General features: G+C 58.2%; 22 protein-coding genes. 6 read left to right on the forward strand and 16 right to left on the reverse strand.

Annotated features, from left to right (window positions below):
* Positions 1-141: 141 nt before the first annotated feature.
* The 4 genes from N7578_RS22020 (at position 142) to bfr (ending at position 3,186) form a co-directional block, all read left to right on the forward strand.
* Positions 142-1,323 carry an acetyl-CoA C-acetyltransferase gene (locus tag N7578_RS22020; protein ID WP_311112343.1) on the forward strand — a complete coding sequence of 394 codons (1,182 nt, stop codon included), beginning with the start codon at positions 142-144 and terminating at the stop codon, positions 1,321-1,323.
* Positions 1,324-1,424: 101 nt separating this feature from the next.
* Positions 1,425-2,150, forward strand: coding sequence for an acetoacetyl-CoA reductase (gene phbB / locus N7578_RS22025; protein ID WP_311112344.1), 726 nt, complete (start codon positions 1,425-1,427; stop codon positions 2,148-2,150).
* 267 nt (positions 2,151-2,417) lie between these two features.
* Positions 2,418-2,729 (forward strand): (2Fe-2S)-binding protein, encoded by a 312-nt coding sequence (locus tag N7578_RS22030; protein ID WP_311112345.1) that lies wholly within the window; start codon positions 2,418-2,420, stop codon positions 2,727-2,729.
* Positions 2,695-3,186: a bacterioferritin gene (gene bfr, locus N7578_RS22035; protein WP_311112346.1), complete on the forward strand. Its 492-nt coding sequence runs from the start codon at positions 2,695-2,697 to the stop codon at positions 3,184-3,186. The genes N7578_RS22030 and bfr overlap by 35 nt, the downstream gene beginning before the upstream one ends.
* A gap of 54 nt (positions 3,187-3,240) precedes the next feature.
* Here bfr and N7578_RS22040 read toward each other — a convergent pair whose 3' ends face one another.
* The 14 genes from N7578_RS22040 to rplU all read right to left on the reverse strand — a co-directional run bounded on the left by N7578_RS22040 (position 3,241) and on the right by rplU (position 15,354).
* Complete coding sequence (locus N7578_RS22040) at positions 3,241-3,753, reverse strand: RNA pyrophosphohydrolase (RefSeq protein WP_311112347.1); 513 nt, start codon at positions 3,751-3,753, stop codon at positions 3,241-3,243.
* 59 nt (positions 3,754-3,812) lie between these two features.
* Positions 3,813-5,009, reverse strand: coding sequence for a divergent polysaccharide deacetylase family protein (locus tag N7578_RS22045; protein WP_311112348.1), 1,197 nt, complete (start codon positions 5,007-5,009; stop codon positions 3,813-3,815).
* 63 nt (positions 5,010-5,072) lie between these two features.
* A complete protein-coding gene (locus tag N7578_RS22050; protein ID WP_311112349.1) occupies positions 5,073-6,401 on the reverse strand; it encodes a S41 family peptidase in 1,329 nt (442 codons plus the stop codon).
* Positions 6,391-7,797, reverse strand: a complete 1,407-nt coding sequence (locus N7578_RS22055; protein ID WP_311112350.1) for a murein hydrolase activator EnvC — start codon at positions 7,795-7,797, stop codon at positions 6,391-6,393. The genes N7578_RS22050 and N7578_RS22055 overlap by 11 nt, the downstream gene beginning before the upstream one ends.
* 153 nt (positions 7,798-7,950) lie before the next feature.
* A complete protein-coding gene (gene rlmH / locus N7578_RS22060; RefSeq protein ID WP_311112351.1) occupies positions 7,951-8,433 on the reverse strand; it encodes a 23S rRNA (pseudouridine(1915)-N(3))-methyltransferase RlmH in 483 nt (160 codons plus the stop codon).
* A gap of 98 nt (positions 8,434-8,531) precedes the next feature.
* Positions 8,532-8,975, reverse strand: coding sequence for a ribosome silencing factor (rsfS, locus tag N7578_RS22065; protein ID WP_311112585.1), 444 nt, complete (start codon positions 8,973-8,975; stop codon positions 8,532-8,534).
* Between the two features lie 94 nt (positions 8,976-9,069).
* A complete protein-coding gene (locus N7578_RS22070; RefSeq protein ID WP_311112586.1) occupies positions 9,070-9,654 on the reverse strand; it encodes a nicotinate-nucleotide adenylyltransferase in 585 nt (194 codons plus the stop codon).
* Positions 9,655-9,696: 42 nt separating this feature from the next.
* Positions 9,697-10,983, reverse strand: a complete 1,287-nt coding sequence (locus N7578_RS22075; protein WP_311112352.1) for a glutamate-5-semialdehyde dehydrogenase — start codon at positions 10,981-10,983, stop codon at positions 9,697-9,699.
* Complete coding sequence (gene proB / locus N7578_RS22080) at positions 10,976-12,145, reverse strand: glutamate 5-kinase (RefSeq protein ID WP_311112353.1); 1,170 nt, start codon at positions 12,143-12,145, stop codon at positions 10,976-10,978. The genes N7578_RS22075 and proB overlap by 8 nt, the downstream gene beginning before the upstream one ends.
* On the reverse strand, positions 12,142-13,209 hold the full coding sequence (gene obgE, locus N7578_RS22085; RefSeq protein ID WP_311112354.1) for a GTPase ObgE: 1,068 nt from the start codon (positions 13,207-13,209) through the stop codon (positions 12,142-12,144). Before obgE ends, proB begins: the two co-directional genes overlap by 4 nt.
* 166 nt (positions 13,210-13,375) lie before the next feature.
* A complete protein-coding gene (locus N7578_RS22090; RefSeq protein WP_311112355.1) occupies positions 13,376-13,972 on the reverse strand; it encodes a GNAT family N-acetyltransferase in 597 nt (198 codons plus the stop codon).
* Positions 13,969-14,601: a GNAT family protein gene (locus N7578_RS22095; RefSeq protein WP_311112356.1), complete on the reverse strand. Its 633-nt coding sequence runs from the start codon at positions 14,599-14,601 to the stop codon at positions 13,969-13,971. Before N7578_RS22095 ends, N7578_RS22090 begins: the two co-directional genes overlap by 4 nt.
* A gap of 128 nt (positions 14,602-14,729) precedes the next feature.
* Positions 14,730-14,999, reverse strand: coding sequence for a 50S ribosomal protein L27 (gene rpmA / locus N7578_RS22100; protein ID WP_062424761.1), 270 nt, complete (start codon positions 14,997-14,999; stop codon positions 14,730-14,732).
* Between the two features lie 40 nt (positions 15,000-15,039).
* Entirely contained in the window at positions 15,040-15,354 is a 315-nt protein-coding gene (gene rplU, locus N7578_RS22105; RefSeq protein ID WP_138795174.1) for a 50S ribosomal protein L21, read from the reverse strand.
* Positions 15,355-15,683: 329 nt separating this feature from the next.
* On the opposite strand from rplU, the gene N7578_RS22110 reads away from it, so the two are divergent.
* Positions 15,684-16,121: a metallopeptidase family protein gene (locus tag N7578_RS22110; RefSeq protein WP_311112357.1), complete on the forward strand. Its 438-nt coding sequence runs from the start codon at positions 15,684-15,686 to the stop codon at positions 16,119-16,121.
* 24 nt (positions 16,122-16,145) lie between these two features.
* Here the strand turns inward: N7578_RS22110 and N7578_RS22115 are convergent, their stop codons facing one another.
* Positions 16,146-16,352: a DUF1737 domain-containing protein gene (locus tag N7578_RS22115; RefSeq protein WP_311112358.1), complete on the reverse strand. Its 207-nt coding sequence runs from the start codon at positions 16,350-16,352 to the stop codon at positions 16,146-16,148.
* Entirely contained in the window at positions 16,349-17,260 is a 912-nt protein-coding gene (locus N7578_RS22120) for a CoA ester lyase (RefSeq protein ID WP_311112359.1), read from the reverse strand. The genes N7578_RS22115 and N7578_RS22120 overlap by 4 nt, the downstream gene beginning before the upstream one ends.
* Before the next feature lie 110 nt (positions 17,261-17,370).
* On the opposite strand from N7578_RS22120, the gene N7578_RS22125 reads away from it, so the two are divergent.
* Complete coding sequence (locus N7578_RS22125) at positions 17,371-17,607, forward strand: hypothetical protein (protein ID WP_311112360.1); 237 nt, start codon at positions 17,371-17,373, stop codon at positions 17,605-17,607.
* The last annotated feature ends 128 nt before the right edge of the window (positions 17,608-17,735 follow it).

Consider the following 17,735-nt stretch of genomic DNA (forward strand, 5'->3'; position numbering starts at 1 on the left):
CAATGCAACAGTTTGTTTTTTGCGCAGCAATTTCCGGCGCGATATCCCATTGCTTTGACACCGTCTTCAAGCGCCCTCCTCACCGTTTGACTTGAACGGAAACCTTTGCCAGTCTCCCGCTCAAAATTGAGGAGGAAACCGATGCCTTTGCCTTCAGTCGTGATTGCCAGTGCCGCCCGTACTGCCGTTGGTTCGTTCAATGGCAGCTTCGCCAATATCCCTGCCCATGAACTTGGAGCGGCAGTCATCCGCGCCGTCCTGGACCGCTCAGGCGTTGAGGCAGGCGAGATCGATGAAGTGCTTCTCGGACAGGTCCTGACTGCAGGCGAAGGCCAGAACCCCGCACGCCAGGCAGCGATGAAGGCTGGCATTCCTCAGGAGGCAACCGCTTTCGGCATCAACCAGCTCTGCGGTTCCGGATTGCGCGCCGTCGCCCTTGGCATGCAACAGATCGCGACCGGCGACGCGGCTATCGTCGTGGCGGGGGGCCAGGAATCCATGTCCATGGCGCCCCATTGCGCGCACCTGCGCGGCGGCGTGAAGATGGGCGACTTCAAGATGGTCGACACCATGCTGAAAGATGGGCTTACGGACGCCTTCTACGGCTATCATATGGGCATAACGGCGGAGAACATCGCCCGTCAGTGGCAGCTAAGTCGTGACGATCAGGACCAGTTCGCCGTCGCTTCGCAGAACAAGGCCGAAGCGGCACAAACTGCAGGACGCTTCGCCGACGAGATCGTGCCCTTCACCGTGAAGGGCCGCAAAGCCGACATTATCGTTGATGCCGACGAGCATATCCGCGCCGGTTCCTCGATTGAAACGATGGCGAAACTCCGCCCTGCCTTCGACAAGGAAGGCACCGTAACCGCCGGTAACGCATCCGGCCTGAACGACGGCGCTGCCGCCACATTGCTGATGACGGAGCAGGAAGCGTCCCGGCGCGGCATAAAGCCCCTGGCACGCATCGCGTCCTGGGCAACTGCCGGCGTCGATCCGCAGATCATGGGAACCGGTCCCATCCCCGCCTCCCGCAAGGCACTGGCCAAGGCAGGCTGGTCCATCGGCGACATCGGCCTGGTGGAGGCAAACGAGGCTTTTGCCGCGCAGTCATGTGCGGTGGTTCGCGATCTCGGTCTTGATCCGGCGATCGTCAACGTCAACGGTGGGGCAATCGCGATCGGCCACCCCATAGGCGCCTCGGGCGCACGCGTGCTCAACACGCTTCTTTTTGAGATGCAGCGCCGCAATGTTTCCAAGGGGCTGGCAACACTCTGCATTGGCGGCGGCATGGGCGTTGCCATGTGTGTTGAGGCGCTCTGAAAAGCATTCCGGTTTCAGATCCGATGCTGTAGAAGCAACCTCCCATTGGCCGTATTTCTGTGGCCGTTGAATACCATCTTTGACAGGTCATGGAGGCCAGTATGAGCCGGGTTGCGTTGATTTCAGGCGGAACGAGCGGGATCGGGGCGGCGATCGCCCGCACCTTGCAGGCTGCTGGCTACAGGGTCGCCGCCAACTACGCCTTCACGACAGACCGTGCGGCCGCCTTTCAGAAAGAAACCGGGATACCGACGTTCCAGTGGGATGTTCGTGACTACGATGCCTGTGCCGCAGGCATCGCCCGGATTGAAGACACCCTCGGCCCCGTCGAGATTCTGGTGAACAACGCCGGAATTACCCGGGATGCCATGTTTCACAAGATGTCGCCCCAGCAATGGCGCGACGTGATCGACACCAATCTCACCGGCGTCTTCAATATGACCCATCCCGTCTGGCCAGGCATGCGCGAACGTGGCTTCGGACGGATCGTCAACATTTCCTCGATCAATGGCCAGAAAGGGCAGGCGGGGCAGGCAAACTATTCCGCCTCCAAGGCTGGCGACATCGGTTTTACCAAAGCGCTGGCGCAGGAAGGTGCAAGCCGTAACATCACCGTCAACGCCATCTGCCCGGGCTACATCGGCACGGAAATGGTCAGGGCCATACCCGAGAACATCCTCTCCGAACGCATCATACCCCAGATACCCGTCGGGCGCCTTGGAGAACCCGAGGAGATCGCCCGTTGCGTCCTGTTCCTCGTCTCAGACGAGGCCGGATTTATCACCGGATCCACGCTGACCGCCAATGGCGGACAATATTTCGCCTGACAAGAGTTTCCCCGCACGCGGCGACCCTCGATTTCTGGTAAACTTTTCGTGATAAGAGCACGCGAACCCACCTCGCCACGAAAACTTGAGAAGAAAAACCCTCAATAGGTAATCTCGCTAACCGAATGAAAACACGATAATTTTCGTATAGTTTAGAAAGACTCTAAATTCTCTGAGCCCGTCGCAAATCATGTTTTTCTTGACATTTACTATCCTGTTTTGGTTTAAGAGTGAAAACAACGTGTTGCGTCATACAGGCAGTTAGTCATGCTGGTTTGCAGCTGCAATTACATTACCGACCACGAAATTCGCGACGTCATAAACGAGTTGCTGGACGAGGACTGTTGGCAGCTGATCGTCCCCGCGAAGGTCTATCATGCCATGGCAAAACGTGGCCGCTGCTGCGGCTGTTTTCCGACCGTAGTCGACCTCATCATCAAAACCACCGAGGAATATCACGCCCGTCACCACTCGACGGAAGCCGAGGTTTTTGATTTTATGTCCCGCCTGAAGCGATTCCACGAAGAAAACAGGAGAGCGGACATTGAAAGGCGACAAAAAAGTCATCGAGCAGCTTAACGAGGCGCTGTTCCTCGAGCTCGGTGCAGTCAACCAGTATTGGCTTCACTACCGGCTGTTGAACGATTGGGGCTTCACCAAGCTTGCCAAGAAAGAGCGTGCGGAATCCATCGAAGAGATGCAGCACGCCGACAAGATCATCGACCGCATCATCTTTCTTGAAGGCCATCCGAACCTTCAGACCGTCGCGCCGCTGCGCATCGGCCAGAACGTCAAGGAAGTCCTCGAGGCCGACCTCGCTGGCGAATATGACGCACGCACGGCCTACAAGAAATCCCGTGACATCTGTCATGAGGCTGGCGACTACGTGTCGATGAAGCTGTTCGAAACGCTGCTCATCGACGAAGAAGGCCACATCGACTTCCTCGAGACTCAGCTCGACCTTCTCAACAAGATCGGCGAAAGCAAGTACGGCCAGCTCAACGCTGACTCTGCCGACGCGGCTGAAGCCGAATAAGCGGATTGCGACTGACATGAAGAAGGCGGCCAGTGGCCGCCTTTTTTGTGCAGTCTATTTTCCGGCCAGATGCCGGAACTCGGCAACCACCTGCTCATAGACGGATCGCTTGAAGGGTACGATCAGGTCGGGAAGACTTTCCATCGGCTTCCAGTCCCATGCGTCGAACTCGGGCTCATGGCCTGTCGGGGGAGGGTTGATCTGAATTTCACTTTCATCGCCATCGAAACGGAAAGCAAACCAGCGCTGCGCCTGCCCGCGATATCTGCCTCTCAGGCCGATACCGATCAGTTCCGGTGGCAGGTCGTAGTGAATCCAGTCACTTGCCTCTGCAAGCAGCGTGACGGTCTTCATACCCGTCTCTTCGAAAAGCTCGCGAACGGCGGCCGCAAGCGGCTGCTCGCCGTCATCGATTCCGCCCTGCGGCATCTGCCAAAGATGCGGAGACCCATCATACTCGGAGTTTCCCTCCTTGATACGCCGCCCGGCCCAGACGAGGCCATTGCTGTTCAGCACCATGATTCCGGCGCAAGGGCGGTAGGGCAAATCTTCTGCTTTGATCGTCATTGAAAACCCGCTGGCTTTTACGCGCCCAAGACGGCGCAAGGAAAGGACCAGCCGATGGTTTACTGTCCCGCCTGCCCGGAAACAAGCGCAGAAACGCCGACGATCTCTATGCCGCGTGCTGCAGCTTCTGGAGACCACCTGGCAATGGCGGCAATGCTTTCATCAAAAGCCGAGGCCACACCGATCGCCTGACCGTTGCGACGCGCGATCCGCTCGAGTTCGTCAAGCTTGCGAAGAATGGCATCTTCATTGACTTCATTATCCAGCTGGATATCCGCAAACGCATGTGGCGCCGATATCGCCTTGGCGATATTGCCGCTCAGGGATTGCGCGGACGAGCCATCATCAAGGAACAGAAGCCCCCGCTTGCCGATATCGCGCATCATCGGCTCCATCACCTTTTGCTCGGCAAGGAAGCGGCCACCGAGATAATTCATGATGCCGGTATAATTGGTTATTTTCGCCATGGAACGGTGCAGCCGGTCCATGTTGACCTTTGTCGGATCACCTGCCAGCAGCGTATCCGGCCCAGGATTGGTTCCCGGATATCCAAACGGCTCCAGCGGTATCTGCAGCAGGATTTCATGGCCTTCGCGGCGGGCCTCCTGCATCCATCGCTGCAGACTGTTGCCGCTTGCCGCGAAACCAAGCGTGATTTCTCCCGGAAGATCACGAATGGCCTTTTGCGAGCCTGTCTGGCTCAAACCAAGACCGCCAACCACGATAGCGACGCGTGTACCGCGTGCACCGGACCACGGCCGCGCATATTGCTCCGCGGGCCGCAGCCCGTCCGATCCGACGATGGGTAGCCGCCCGAATGCCGTCTCTTCCAGCAGCGCGTCATTGGGCCGCGTCGCCATGCGCGGATCCTGACCATAGGTCTGGCCCGTCATCAGAACCGGGCCTTCAGTCTCGCGCGCGCGAGGCGAATAGACGGAGACGACATTGCCGTCCGGCATGGTCGACCGATTGATGTTTGCGCCGGAGCGACCGCTTTCGAGCTGCAGACCGGCAACTTCCGGCGTATTCTCCGGAGACGCAACCGCTTCCGAAGCTTTGGACGGAGGAGGAACGTTCGACCCCGGGCCTGTGGCAGTTTTCTGAAGATTACCAGGAGAAAAGGCAGTATAGACAGACAAACTGCCAATCACGACCACCACGAAAATGGAAAGCGCTATAAGCGCCGAAAAGCGCCGGTTGATACCGACGCTTTTTTTATTGCGGCCCATAAGCGGTTTTCGCAGGTCCGAAGGCAATGGGGGATCCGTTCAACTGATGGAGCACACGGAAAAAGCGCCGCATGAGCGACGCCTTCCATCTTACTGCTTGTTGACCACAGCCTTTTCCGGGTTCGGCGGGAACGCCGGATCGGTCTTGCCGCCGCGAAGAAGATCCAGCGCGTAGTTCAGCTGGATATCGTCCTTGGCTTCCGGCGGAACGTAAGCGGAAGAACCGGAGCCTTCTTCGGTTTCGCTCTGTCCCTTGATGTGGCCGGTCAGACCCGATTCACCTTCCGTGGTGACCTTGCCTTGCAGCTCCGCAGGCAGCGGCTGCTCAACCTTGATGTCAGGCTGGATACCCGTGCCCTGGATCGACTTGCCGGACGGCGTGTAATAGAGCGCCGTCGTCAAGCGCAGGGCCCCAGCTTCACCGAGCGGAATGATCGTCTGAACGGAACCCTTGCCGAAGGACCGTGTGCCGAGAACCGTAGCACGACGCAGGTCCTGAAGAGCGCCAGCAACGATTTCAGAAGCCGATGCAGAGCCACCGTTGACGAGAACGATAACCGGCTTGCCGTCGGTCAGATCGCCTGCGGTTGCATTGAAGCGGCGGGTTTCATCCGGATTGCGGCCACGGGTCGAAACAACTTCACCGCGCTCGAGGAACGCGTCGGAAACATTGATCGCCTGATCGAGCAGACCACCGGGATTGAGGCGCAGGTCGAGCACATAGCCCTTGAGCTTGTCGGCCGGAACGTCCGCCTTGATCTTCTTGATCGCCTTTTCGAGGTCGTCATAGGTCTTTTCGGTGAAAGAAATCACCCGAAGATAACCGACATTATCGCCTTCGACGCGCGACTTCACGGCCCGCACCGCGATGATGTCACGAACAACCGTCACTTCGATCGGCTTGTCGGCGCCCTGGCGGATGATCGTCAGCTTGATCGGCGTCTTGACCGCGCCGCGCATCTTCTCGACCGCCTGCTCAAGCTTCAGCCCGCGAACCGGCGTTCCATCAATTTCCGAAATGAAGTCGCCAGCGAGGATACCAGCCTTGGCAGCCGGGGTATCGTCCATTGGCGAGATGACCTTCACCAGCTCGTTTTCCATGGTCACTTCGATGCCAAGACCGCCAAACTCACCCTTGGTCTGGGTGCGCATGTCATTGGCGTCCTGCGCATTCATGAAGCTCGAATGCGGATCGAGCGAGCTGAGCATGCCATTGATGGCGTTTTCAACCAGCTTCTCATCATCCGGCGGCGTCACATACTGCGCACGCACCCGCTCGAACACGTCGCCAAAGATCGACAGTTCCTTGTAGGTCGAAGGTCCGGCGGCCTGCGCCGGCATGCTCGCCGAATAAATCACGCTCATCGCGGTGGCGCCCATAAGCCCACCAATAAGGAGAAGCGAAACCTTACGAATCATTGTGCGCCCTTCCGGTATTTTTCGCGGTCCACCACGGTTGAGAATCAACCGGCACGCCGTCTTTCCTGAATTCAATGTAAAGCGTTGGCCTGTCGGTTTCCAGCGCCAATGCTGCTGCACTTGCTACTCTTTTTGCGCCCATCGAAGCGATGGGCTCGCCAGAGAATACAAACATCCCCTGCCGTGTCCTCACATTGTCCATGCCTGTCAGAACCACATGATAACCGTCGCCGGTATTGAGAATGATCATGCGGCCGTAACTGCGGAAATCTCCCGCAAACACGACAAATCCATCTGCGGGGGCCGTCACTAACGCTTCAGGCCCCGTCGCAACAACAAGACCTCTGGAAAAGTGACCCGTCCCATCGGCATCGCCGAAACGCCTCAACACGTCACCCGATACCGGCATCTCCAGCTTTCCCTTCAAACTTGCGAAGGGATATGCGGGCGCAATGCGGTTTTTATCAGGCGTTCCAGAGTCGGCGCCGGCTCTCTCTTTTTCACGTTCAGCCTCGGAAAGACGCGCCAGACGCTCTTCTTCCACCCGCGCCTTTTCCATGGCTTCACGCACCGAACTTATCTCGCTTTCAAGAGAACTCACCAGTCCTTCGAGACTGGTCGCCTTGCTCGCAAGCTCTTCGGAACGCTTGCGCTCCGTTTCCAGCTCGGTCGCCGTCTGGGTATTACGGCGATCATTCTCCTTCAGCAGAAGGTCGAGGCGCTTTTCCTCTTCCAGACTGGCTGTCATCATACCCGTAAGATCGCTCTTTTCGCGAGCGATTGCCTGCTGCAGATCGGTCAATTCTTTGAGAGCGACCACAAGCTTGTCAGCTTCAGCTCGGATACCCGGAACGACCGCGCCCAGCAGAATGGCGCTGCGCACCGAAGCAAGCGCGTCTTCCGGTGAAACGAGAAGAGCAGGGGGTGGATTTCGTCCCATGCGCTGAAGTGCTGCGAGAACCTCCGCCAGCACACCGCGCCGTTCTCTTAGCGACGCCTTGACGCCGTCTTCCCGCACACCGAGCTTGGCAAGGCGGTCCTCGCCATCACTGATCTTACTTTCTAAATCCTTGCGCCTTGCGGCGGAATCGATCAGTTCCTGCCGGATACGGCTACTGTCTTGATCGAGCGCGGCAATGCTGTTCTCCAACTGCCGCGTCTTGTCTTCGGAAAGACCGATGCTGTCGACCAGCTCTTCGAGATCCTGCCGGTTCTGGTCACGGCGCTGTTCAAGAGCCTGCAGTTCTTCCGGCGCCGCATTGCCACTGTCTGCCGCCGTGGCTCCGGCATCGTCACGCGCAACTGAAAAGCCAGCCGGAAGAAGACCACAAGCCACGGCAGCGATCATCGCTCCCGCCAAGGCCATTTGCCCCTTTTTCTGCTGCCTTTTGTTCATTGAAACTTTCTTTGATGCCAAAGCGTGGTGAACGACATTACGCTGCTTCGCCGCAATTCACCAAGAGGCAAGCGCCAAAGCCGATCCCTGCTTCATCGTGTTGAGAAGTTTTCGTGTTGAAATTGAGACATCTTCTCAAGGCCGGCGCGGGCTTCAGACGCGGTGATAAGGGTGCCCTGAGAGAATGGTGACTGCACGATAAAGCTGCTCGGCAATCAGAATGCGCACGAGCTGGTGCGGCCAGGTCAACTTGCCGAGATTGAGAACCGCCACCGCCTTGTCGTAAAGGGAAGGATCAAGACCATCGGCGCCACCGATGGCGATTACCACATCGCGCTTGCCGCTATCGCGCAGATTGCCGAAAAACTCCGCAAATGCCGGGCTGTCGAGCGCCTTGCCGCGCTCATCGAGCAGCACCAGGGCAGCGCCATCTGCCAGATGTTTTTCCAACATCGCAGCCTCTTCGCGCTTGCGCGTTTCTGAGTTAGAGGCACGGCTCTCAGCAACCTCGATGATGCGTGCAAATTCGAGACCGATCGCCGGACCGGTTTTTGCCAGACGTTCGATGTAACGGGCCGCAAGATCTTTTTCGGGGCCGGATTTCAGCCGTCCCACCGCAAAAATCGAAATCCGCATTCAAAACCGTCCTGTCGCAACCCAATCGGGTTACGCTCATAACAGCATACTTCGCGGATTCCTATGCAGCCCGCCTTAAAGCCGACTTCAGAACCGCCTCAATGCAGCGTTTCTTCCGGCATGTCCGGTGTCGCCCACATCTTTTCGATGTTATAGAACTCACGGATTTCCGGCCGGAATACGTGAACGATGATATCGCCCGTATCTATCAGCACCCAGTCGCCAGTCTCGAGACCTTCGACGCGTGCACTGCCGAACCCTTCATCCTTCATGTCTTTGAGAAGATGCTCGCAGATCGCTGAAACATGCCTGTTCGATCGCCCGGAGACCACGACCATGTAGTCCGCAAGCGCCGATTTCCCGGCAATGTTGAGAGATACGATATCTTCGGCCTTTGAGTCCTCGAGGCTCGCGAGGACGGTTTCGAGGGCGTGTCCGGCGGCATCGGCGCCACTGTCCTGGCCCTTCGGGATAGCAACATGCGCTCTTCCCTTGGCGTGAACTGTTGTCAGAGGTTTTCCTTTCCAAGAATGACAAAACAGGCACTGCGCGACGCGATTCTCTGCGTCACACAATGAAGGTGGCACCAAAGCGTTAACTTTTCAAGATATGGCCCTCGACGGCCGACATCATACATCATTTGTGACCGTTACGCAGAGCCGTGGAACTGAGCGTCGAGCGCGGACCATGAATGAACACCCATGCCGGAGCGCGCTTCTTCCACAACACACCCGCATCATCCTCATCGACCCGAGCATTGCTGAACGCCTGCGCCATGGTCGAGGAAAGATAGGAGAGTGTGGAACCCGGCCGGTCGATCACCGCAATCGGGAACGTTTCCGCAATCGCCCGCCATTTCTGCCAGCGATGGAAACTTTTCAGATTGTCGGCCCCCATGACCCAGATGAAGCGCACATGCGGGTTTTTCGCCTTCACCCTGGCAAGCGTATTGGCTGTGTAGCTGACACCCAGCGATTTCTCGAAGGCCGTGACCTTGATGCGCGGATCGCTGACCAGCCTCTCGCATGCCGCGATGCGATCTTCGAGCGGCGCAAGCTCCGCCCGGCTTTTCAGCGGATTTCCGGGTGTCACCATCCACCAGAGCTGGTCTAGTCCCAGCCTGCGAAGTGCGATTTCCGCAACCAGTGCATGGCCCGCATGCGGTGGGTTGAAGGATCCGCCGAAAAGGCCGACGACCATGCCGCGCTCCGTATGCGGCATGGTGAGATAACGCCTGTCGATCCTTGCTTCGGCAGCCAAATATCAGGTCCGCGTCTGGCCGGTGCCATGCACCCGGTACTTGAAGGAGGTGAGTTGTTCGACACCAACCGGACCGCGGGCATGCATCTTGCCGGTAGCGATGCCGATCTCGGCGCCCATGCCGAATTCGCCACCATCGGCAAACTGCGTCGAGGCATTGTGCAGCAGAATGGCCGAATCGATCTCGTTGAAGAAACGCTCGACGACCGCCGCATCCTCGGCAATCACAGCCTCGGTATGGTTGGACGAATAGGTACCTATATGATCGATCGCACCGGAAATACCGTCCACGACCGTCACAGAAATGATCGCATCGAGATATTCGGTACGCCAGTCTTCCTCGGTTGCGGGCTGCACGTTGGCAACGATATCACGCACCGCCCGCGAGCCGCGAACCTCGCATCCGGCTTCAACAAGCACATTCACCAGAGGCGCGAGGTGCGTCGAGGCAACAGCGCTGTCGACCAGCAGCGTTTCGGCTGCACCGCAGATGCCGGTACGGCGCATCTTGGCATTCACCACGATTTTCTTCGCCATCTCCAGATTTGCCGAACTGTCGACGTAGATGTGGCAAAGACCCTCCAGATGCGCAAAAACCGGCACGCGCGCTTCCGACTGAACGCGGGCCACAAGGCTCTTGCCGCCACGCGGCACAATAACGTCAACGGTGCCGTTCAACCCGCCGAGCAGTGCGCCGACGGCCGCACGATCCGTGACGGGCACCAGTTGAATAGCATGCTCTGGAAGACCGGCAATCTTCAGACCTTCGACAAGGCACTCATGGATAGCACGCGATGAATACTGCGAATCCGAGCCCCCACGCAGAATGACGGCATTGCCCGCTTTGAGGCACAAAGCGCCCGCATCGGCTGTCACATTGGGGCGGCTTTCATAGATCACGCCGATAACGCCGAGCGGCGTCCGAACGCGCTCGATATGCAATCCGTTCGGCCGATCCCACGCCGCGATGACCTCACCAACCGGATCGGCGAGAGCCGCAATCGAACGGATACCCTCGGCAATGCCATCGATCCGGGCATCGCTCAACGTCAGCCTGTCGATAAACGACGCGGCGATGCCGGAACCTTTGGCGGCAGCCAGATCCTTGGCGTTAGCGACAAGGATCTTCTCTTTCGACGCCTCGATGGCAGACGCCATGGCAAGTAGGGCGCGGTTCTTCTGCTCGGTTGAAGCAATGGACAACGGTCGCGCAGCAGCTTTCGCCTGTGTTCCGATGGCTGTCATCAGCGCATCGATATCATGGCTCTGCTTCACGGCCTGTTCAGGCATCGACTTCATCCTTCTTCGTGGTTTTTACTTTGACGGCAGAGCCGGTCATGACCAGATCGTCGCGGTGGATCATCGCCGCCCGTCCGACATAACCGAGGATCGCCTCGATCTCGTTTGACTTGTGTCCATTGATCTGGCGCGCTTCATCCGCATCATAACCGGCAAGCCCACGCGCAATCTCGCGGCCTTCGGATCCGATGATGGCAACGGCATCACCGCGGCCGAAATTCCCCTTCACCAGTTTCACACCGGCAGGAAGCAGGCTCTTGCCCGCATGCAGTGCCTTCTCGGCACCCGCATCCACATGGACTTCGCCAGCGGGCTGCAACTGCCCGGCAATCCATGTCTTGCGCGCCGTGACAGGCGTACCGGATGGCGCAAACCACGAGGAACGCGCACCGTTTTCGATCGCTTTCAACGGGTTCAACGTCTTGCCCGAAGCGATAATCATGCCGCACCCGGCCGCGGTTGCGATCTTGCCTGCATCGATCTTGGTGCGCATGCCGCCACGCGACAGTTCCGAAGCAGCTCCGCCCGCCATGGCCTCGATATCGGGCGTGATTTCGGCAATCGTCTCGAGAAATTTCGCATCCGGATCGAGATGCGGCGGCGCGGTGTAAAGCCCGTCGATGTCCGAAAGCAGAACCAGAAGATCCGCACCCGTCATCGTTGCGACGCGGGCCGCCAGACGATCGTTGTCGCCATAACGGATTTCGGTGGTCGCCACCGTATCGTTTTCATTGATGATCGGGATCGCACCGATCTTCAGAAGCTGGTTGATCGTTGCACGTGCATTGAGATAACGGCGACGTTCTTCGGTATCGGAAAGCGTCAGGAGAATCTGGCCAGCCACAATGTCGTGGCGGGACAGGCTCTCGGACCATGCCCGCGCCAGCGCGATCTGGCCGACAGCCGCCGCCCCCTGGCTCTCCTCAAGCTTCAGCGCGCCTGAGGGCAGACCCAGCACCGTGCGGCCAAGCGCGATAGCACCGGAGGATACCACCTGAACATCTGCGCCGTTCTTCTTGAGCGCCGCGATATCCTCACAGATGGCGTCGAGCCAGTCATTCTTCAGCCCCGTCTTACGATCGACCAGCAACGCCGAACCGATCTTGATGACGATACGGTGATGGCTACCGAGAGGTTTTCGAGCCAATGTCATAGCCGGTCGTCTCCGTCCTCCAGCTCCTCGTCAACCGGCATTGAGCGATCAGGCATCGCGGTTTCGCCGCCACGGCTGGCATCGACGATAATGTCACGAAGCTCACGAAGCGCTTCGGTCATGCCGATATGGGCGGCAGCGGACAACAGCAGGGGAGGACGCCCGCATGCCTTTTCCAGTTCCTTGGCCTTCTTTTTCAGTTCTTTCTCGTCCAGCACATCGATCTGCGACAGAGCGACGATTTCCGGCTTGTCGGTCAGACCGCCACCATAGGCATCCAGCTCGGCCTTGACGGTTTTATACGCCTTGCCGACCTTTTCTTCCTGCGCGGAAACGAGATGCAGCAGAACGCGGGTCCGCTCCACATGGCCGAGGAACCGGTCCCCGATACCGACGCCTTCATGCGCGCCTTCGATCAGACCGGGAATATCGGCCAGCACGAACTCGCGTCCATCAATGGTGGCAACACCCAGATTGGGGTGCAGCGTGGTGAAGGGATAGTTGGCGATCTTCGGCCGTGCCCGTGTAACGGTCGCCAGGAACGTCGACTTCCCTGCATTCGGAAGACCGACAAGACCAGCATCCGCAATCAGTTTCAACCGCAGCCAGATAGTCTTTTCCTCGCCGGGCAGACCGGGATTGGCATGCGTTGGCGCCTGATTGGTCGATGACTTGAAATAGGCGTTGCCGAAACCGCCATTACCGCCAGCGGCAATACGGAAACGTTGGCCTTCCTTCGTCAGGTCAACGATCAGCGTTTCGTTGTCTTCTTCAAAAATCTGCGTGCCGACAGGCACTCTCAGCGTCACATCGGCGCCCTTGGCGCCGGTACGGGTCTTGCCCATGCCGTGCTGCCCGATGGATGCCTTGAAGTGCTGCTGAAAACGGAAATCGATCAGCGTGTTGAGGCCGTTGACGACCTCGATCCAGACATCACCGCCGCGGCCGCCATCACCACCGTCCGGCCCACCGAACTCGATGAATTTTTCACGTCTGAACGATACGGCACCCGCACCGCCATCACCGGACTTGATATAGACTTTTGCTTCATCGAGAAATTTCATCGGACTGCCGTTCTGTCAGCTCAGTTGCACGTGCGGCAAAGCCGTACTGCATCAAAAAAAGGTTCTGCCGCTTCGAATACAGGCGCTTACCCGGAACGTCAAAGACTATCATGGCAAAGCGCCTGGGCGACAAGGCCGGTTTGCGGCAAAACCGGCCTTGTTTCTTTCAGTGTCGTGGCTTCGGAGGAACGAGATCCTCCTCCGTCAACACGGTATCGATATGCGCGACCATGGCAGCCCGCGCCGTCGCATAGACCTGGTGGCACCCCGTGATGCGGAAGCCGAGTTTTTCCTGCACCTTGAGCGAGGCAGGATTATCGGCAAACACGCCCGAATGCAAAATCGCGCCGGGCATGCGGCGGAAAAAACGCTCGGTCACGGCAGCCACCGCCTCGGTCATGTAGCCCTTGCCCCAGTAGAAGCGATTGAGCCAGTAACCCAGATGCCACTCGCCATGCCGCAATTCCACGGAGACGACACCGATCAGCGTATCGTCTCCATCGGTAATGGCGAAATCCCAGTCTGGTAAAGTGCCGGACGTGCGAAGGATCAGCCATTCCAGCGCATCCTGACGGTGATAGGGCGCCGGAACGCGCGCAAGCATGCGCGTCACCTCGAAATCGCTCAAGGATTCCGCGATGCTGCCGGCATCCGACAGGCGCTGCGGACGCAACACCAGCCGGCGCGTTTCAATCGTAGGGCAGGGGCCGGGTGGCGACATCGTATCCGCATGCCGGCGACGGGTCAGCTCCAGAACACTCATCCCATATCCCCCCAGCTTTTCAACGAAACCCAGGTCTTGCGATCCAGCCTGTACCATTCGACCGGCACCATGCCGCCCAAAGCCAGCGAGCCGACCATGCCGGAACTCTGGAACTGGAACCCGCACTTCTGGATAACCCGCCGCGAGGCGATGTTGGTGACCCGGCACCGCGCGTCGATCTGATCGATCTCACGGGTGCGGAACGCCATGTCGATCAGCGCATGGGCTGCCTCGGTCATGTAACCCCGGTTCCAGTAGGGTTCGCCCAGCCAGTAGCCGATTTCCAGCGTCTTCTCGTCGTCCTGAGGCTCGAGGCCGCAGCATCCCATGAATTCGCCGTTGTCCATGCGGGTAATCGCATAGACGCACTTGCCGATCTCGCCAGCTTTGGTGCGTCGCACGAAGTCCGCGGCGTCTTTGGCCGTATACGGGTGCGGCATACGCGACACCATGGTCGCGATATTGGCGTTGTTGGCAAGATGGGCAAGGGCGTCGATGTCTTCTTCGTGAGGCTTGCGCAAAACCAGCCTCTGCGACAGTAAAACGGGGCAATCGCTCCTTGACCGATCGGGCCTAGGCCGATCCTGGGGTGACCGTGATTGGTCTACCCTTAACAATTCAGCTTGCATGGTTCAGTCCCTCCATGAGGTTAAAGAAAAAGGGGAGTTGGGTGGTGCCCCAACTCCCCTTTTCATGACTGAACCTGATGCGTCTCAGCCGGGTCGTTGGGACACCGGCTGCATATGACGCTGCCGGCTTATTCTGCGGCTTCGGCTTTCGGCGCTACGGATACGAACACGCGGCCGTTAGCCTTCGTGCGGAAGTTCACGTTGCCTGCCGTCAGCGCAAAAAGCGTGTGGTCTTTGCCCATGCCAACGTTGGCGTCGGGATGCCACTGCGTACCGCGCTGACGAACGATAATGTTGCCCGGAATGACGGCTTCGCCGCCGAACTTCTTCACGCCAAGGCGCTTGGAGTTGGAATCGCGACCGTTACGCGAAGAACCGCCAGCTTTTTTGTGTGCCATTGGATTGCTCCTTTAAACCTAGTTTCCCGTGTCGCGCCGATCAGGCAGCAACGATGTCCGTGATACGGACGACAGTGTGATGCTGACGATGGCCGCGCGAACGCTTGGAGTTCTGACGACGACGCTTCTTGAAGGCGATAACCTTCTTGCCGCGATTGTGCTCGACGACTTCAGCCTTAACCGTTGCGCCTGCAACGAAAGGAGCGCCGAACTTTGCGTCAGCGCCAACGCCGATCACGAGAACTTCGGTGAATTCTACAGTTGCGCCAGCTTCTGCTTCCAGCTTTTCGATGGTCAGCACGTCGTTGGCCGCTACGCGGTACTGCTTACCGCCGGTCTTGATGACTGCGAACATTTTTTATCCTTTCATGTTCGTTCCGGCTCTGCCCGCGAATGCGTGCTGGCCGTCTTTTTGTCAGTCGGATGAGCTGAATTTCGTCCGGGTTGAACACCCTTTAAAACCCTGCCGGTGAAACCGCGCCATCACGGCGCGATGTAAACGGAAGGCGCAATACGCCATCAATTTGGGTGCGGATTACGCGAGACTCTGATCTGTGTCAAGACGATGAAGCCTTGAAAAGTAACCGTAACGCCAAGAATTTCAGGCGATTTCAGCTCTTCTTGCACTCAGCTCTCGAAATTTGCGTCGCGAGTGTATATATGGCCGGTAAATAAGGAGCAGAAATGGCCCGCATTGACCAGACCGACGATTGGCGGGACCGCCACGCGCCGACAATTTCAGCATTTGAATCGCTGGCCATTGAGGCCTATGGCCACCTGCCGGAAGAATTCCGTGCGCTGACCAAAGACCTCATCATCGAGATCGCCGACTTTCCGACAGACGAGGTCTTCGAGGACATGGCGCTCGAAACCCCGTTCGATCTGCTTGGCCTTTTTGAAGGTCGCGGCATTTCCGAGCGCTTCACGATGGAAACCGGCGAGATGCCGAACCGCATCACGCTCTATCGCCGCCCGATCCTCGATTACTGGGCCGAGAACGAAGAAACGCTCGGCGACATCATTACCCATGTCCTCATTCACGAAATCGGCCATCATTTCGGCCTGTCGGATGACGACATGGAGCGTATCGAGGAAAGCGCCGAAGCTGCGGTGGACCGGTAAACCGATCCACCGGCGCGCAACCGGTCACTGCTCGCCGAGCTTAATATCCGGATGATATTCCTTACCCTCGACCGTCTTGGTCACGGCCTGACCACAATGCATGATGCCGGCCGCCGCGTTGAACGCGTAGGTCGGCGAACCCGCCAGCTCCCAGCCCTTGTTCAACGCCTCGGTAACGCGATGGCAAAACTTGGAATCATCCGGGCCGGTGATGAAACGATAAACTCTCACTTGGTCTTTTCCTTTCTTGCAGCAATGGTATCGGCCATGGCGACAAGCCTTTCGGCCTGTTCGACATGCAACCGCTCGATCATGTGCCCGTCTTTGTTGATGACGTTCAATCCCACGGATTCCGGCAGGGCGAAAGCGGCGATGATATCCCGCGCTTCGGCAATGGCGTCCGCATCCGGAGCAAAATGGCGGTTGGCCGCTTCGATCTGGGCGGGGTGGATCAGCATCTTGCCATCAAAGCCCATGGCGCGCCCCTGTTCGCACTCGCGACCGAAACTTTCGAGATCGCGGAAGTCGTTCGAAACGCTGTCGATGACGTCCAGCCCATAGGCACGGGCAGCGAGCACCACCTGCATCAACCAGGGCACGAGATAGGAGCGGCCGGGCAAAGCTGGCACCCGCGTTTCCTTGCGCAGGTCATTCAGCCCGACGACGAAAGCGGACAGTCGGGCATCTGCCGTGTGTGCGGCCTCGGCGATCGCCGCGGCGTTCAAGACTCCGCGGGGCGTCTCGATCATCGCCCAGATCTTCAAATCCGTTGGCGCATCGTTGTCGGAGAGAAAATCGGCAATCTGGTGAATATCGGAAGGCGCGTCGACTTTGGGAAGAAGAACGGCATCGGGGCGGCAAGAAAGAACCAGTTCCAGATCCGCCTTCCCCTCCGGTGTCTCGAAGGGGTTGATGCGGATGATCGCCTCACACCCGGAAAGAGGGGTATCGCGAAAAACTGCGGCCAGATTTTCACGCGCCTCTTCTTTCATCTCCGGCGCGACGGAATCTTCCAGATCGAAGATCACGCCATCACAATCAAGGCCATGAATCTTGGCCAGCGCCCGCGTATTGATTGCCGGCACAGACAGCAACGAACGGCGTGGCCTGACGATGTTGTGATGCAAAAAATTAGCCATGCCGCACTTGTGTCAAGCTTTTATGACATCTGCAAGCTGACAACCCCCTGAATCCTCTTGCAAGCCGGATGAAGAAGGCCCACATTTATCTCGAAAGAAAGGTTTGGATCATGCAAGGCATCCGTTCGTTTTTCATCGCCGCATCCGGCATCGCAATTCTGGCCATGGCCGCTCTCTTCACCGCTTCGTTGACGGTGGCGTTTGTGGGCGTTCTCGCTGTTCTCAGCGTTGCTCGCCTCGTTTCCGCCCGCCTCAAACCGGCCCCCATTCCGGTGAAGACCCGCGGTCGTCAGCAGCGTGACATGCGCGTATGGAACGACGGCAAGGGTACCATCATCGACCTCTAATTCCGGCTTGGCGGGATAAAACGCCGTCGGTACGCTCGAAAGCGTACCGAAAGTTACGTGTTTGTGCTTCAAAACAGATGGATTTTGCAGTATTTCCTGCAACGAACCTGAGACAGGCCGTACCTGCT

The sequence above is a fragment of the Agrobacterium tumefaciens genome (genome assembly GCF_031801495.1).
GTDB classification, from domain to species: Bacteria; Pseudomonadota; Alphaproteobacteria; order Rhizobiales; family Rhizobiaceae; genus Agrobacterium; species Agrobacterium tumefaciens_K.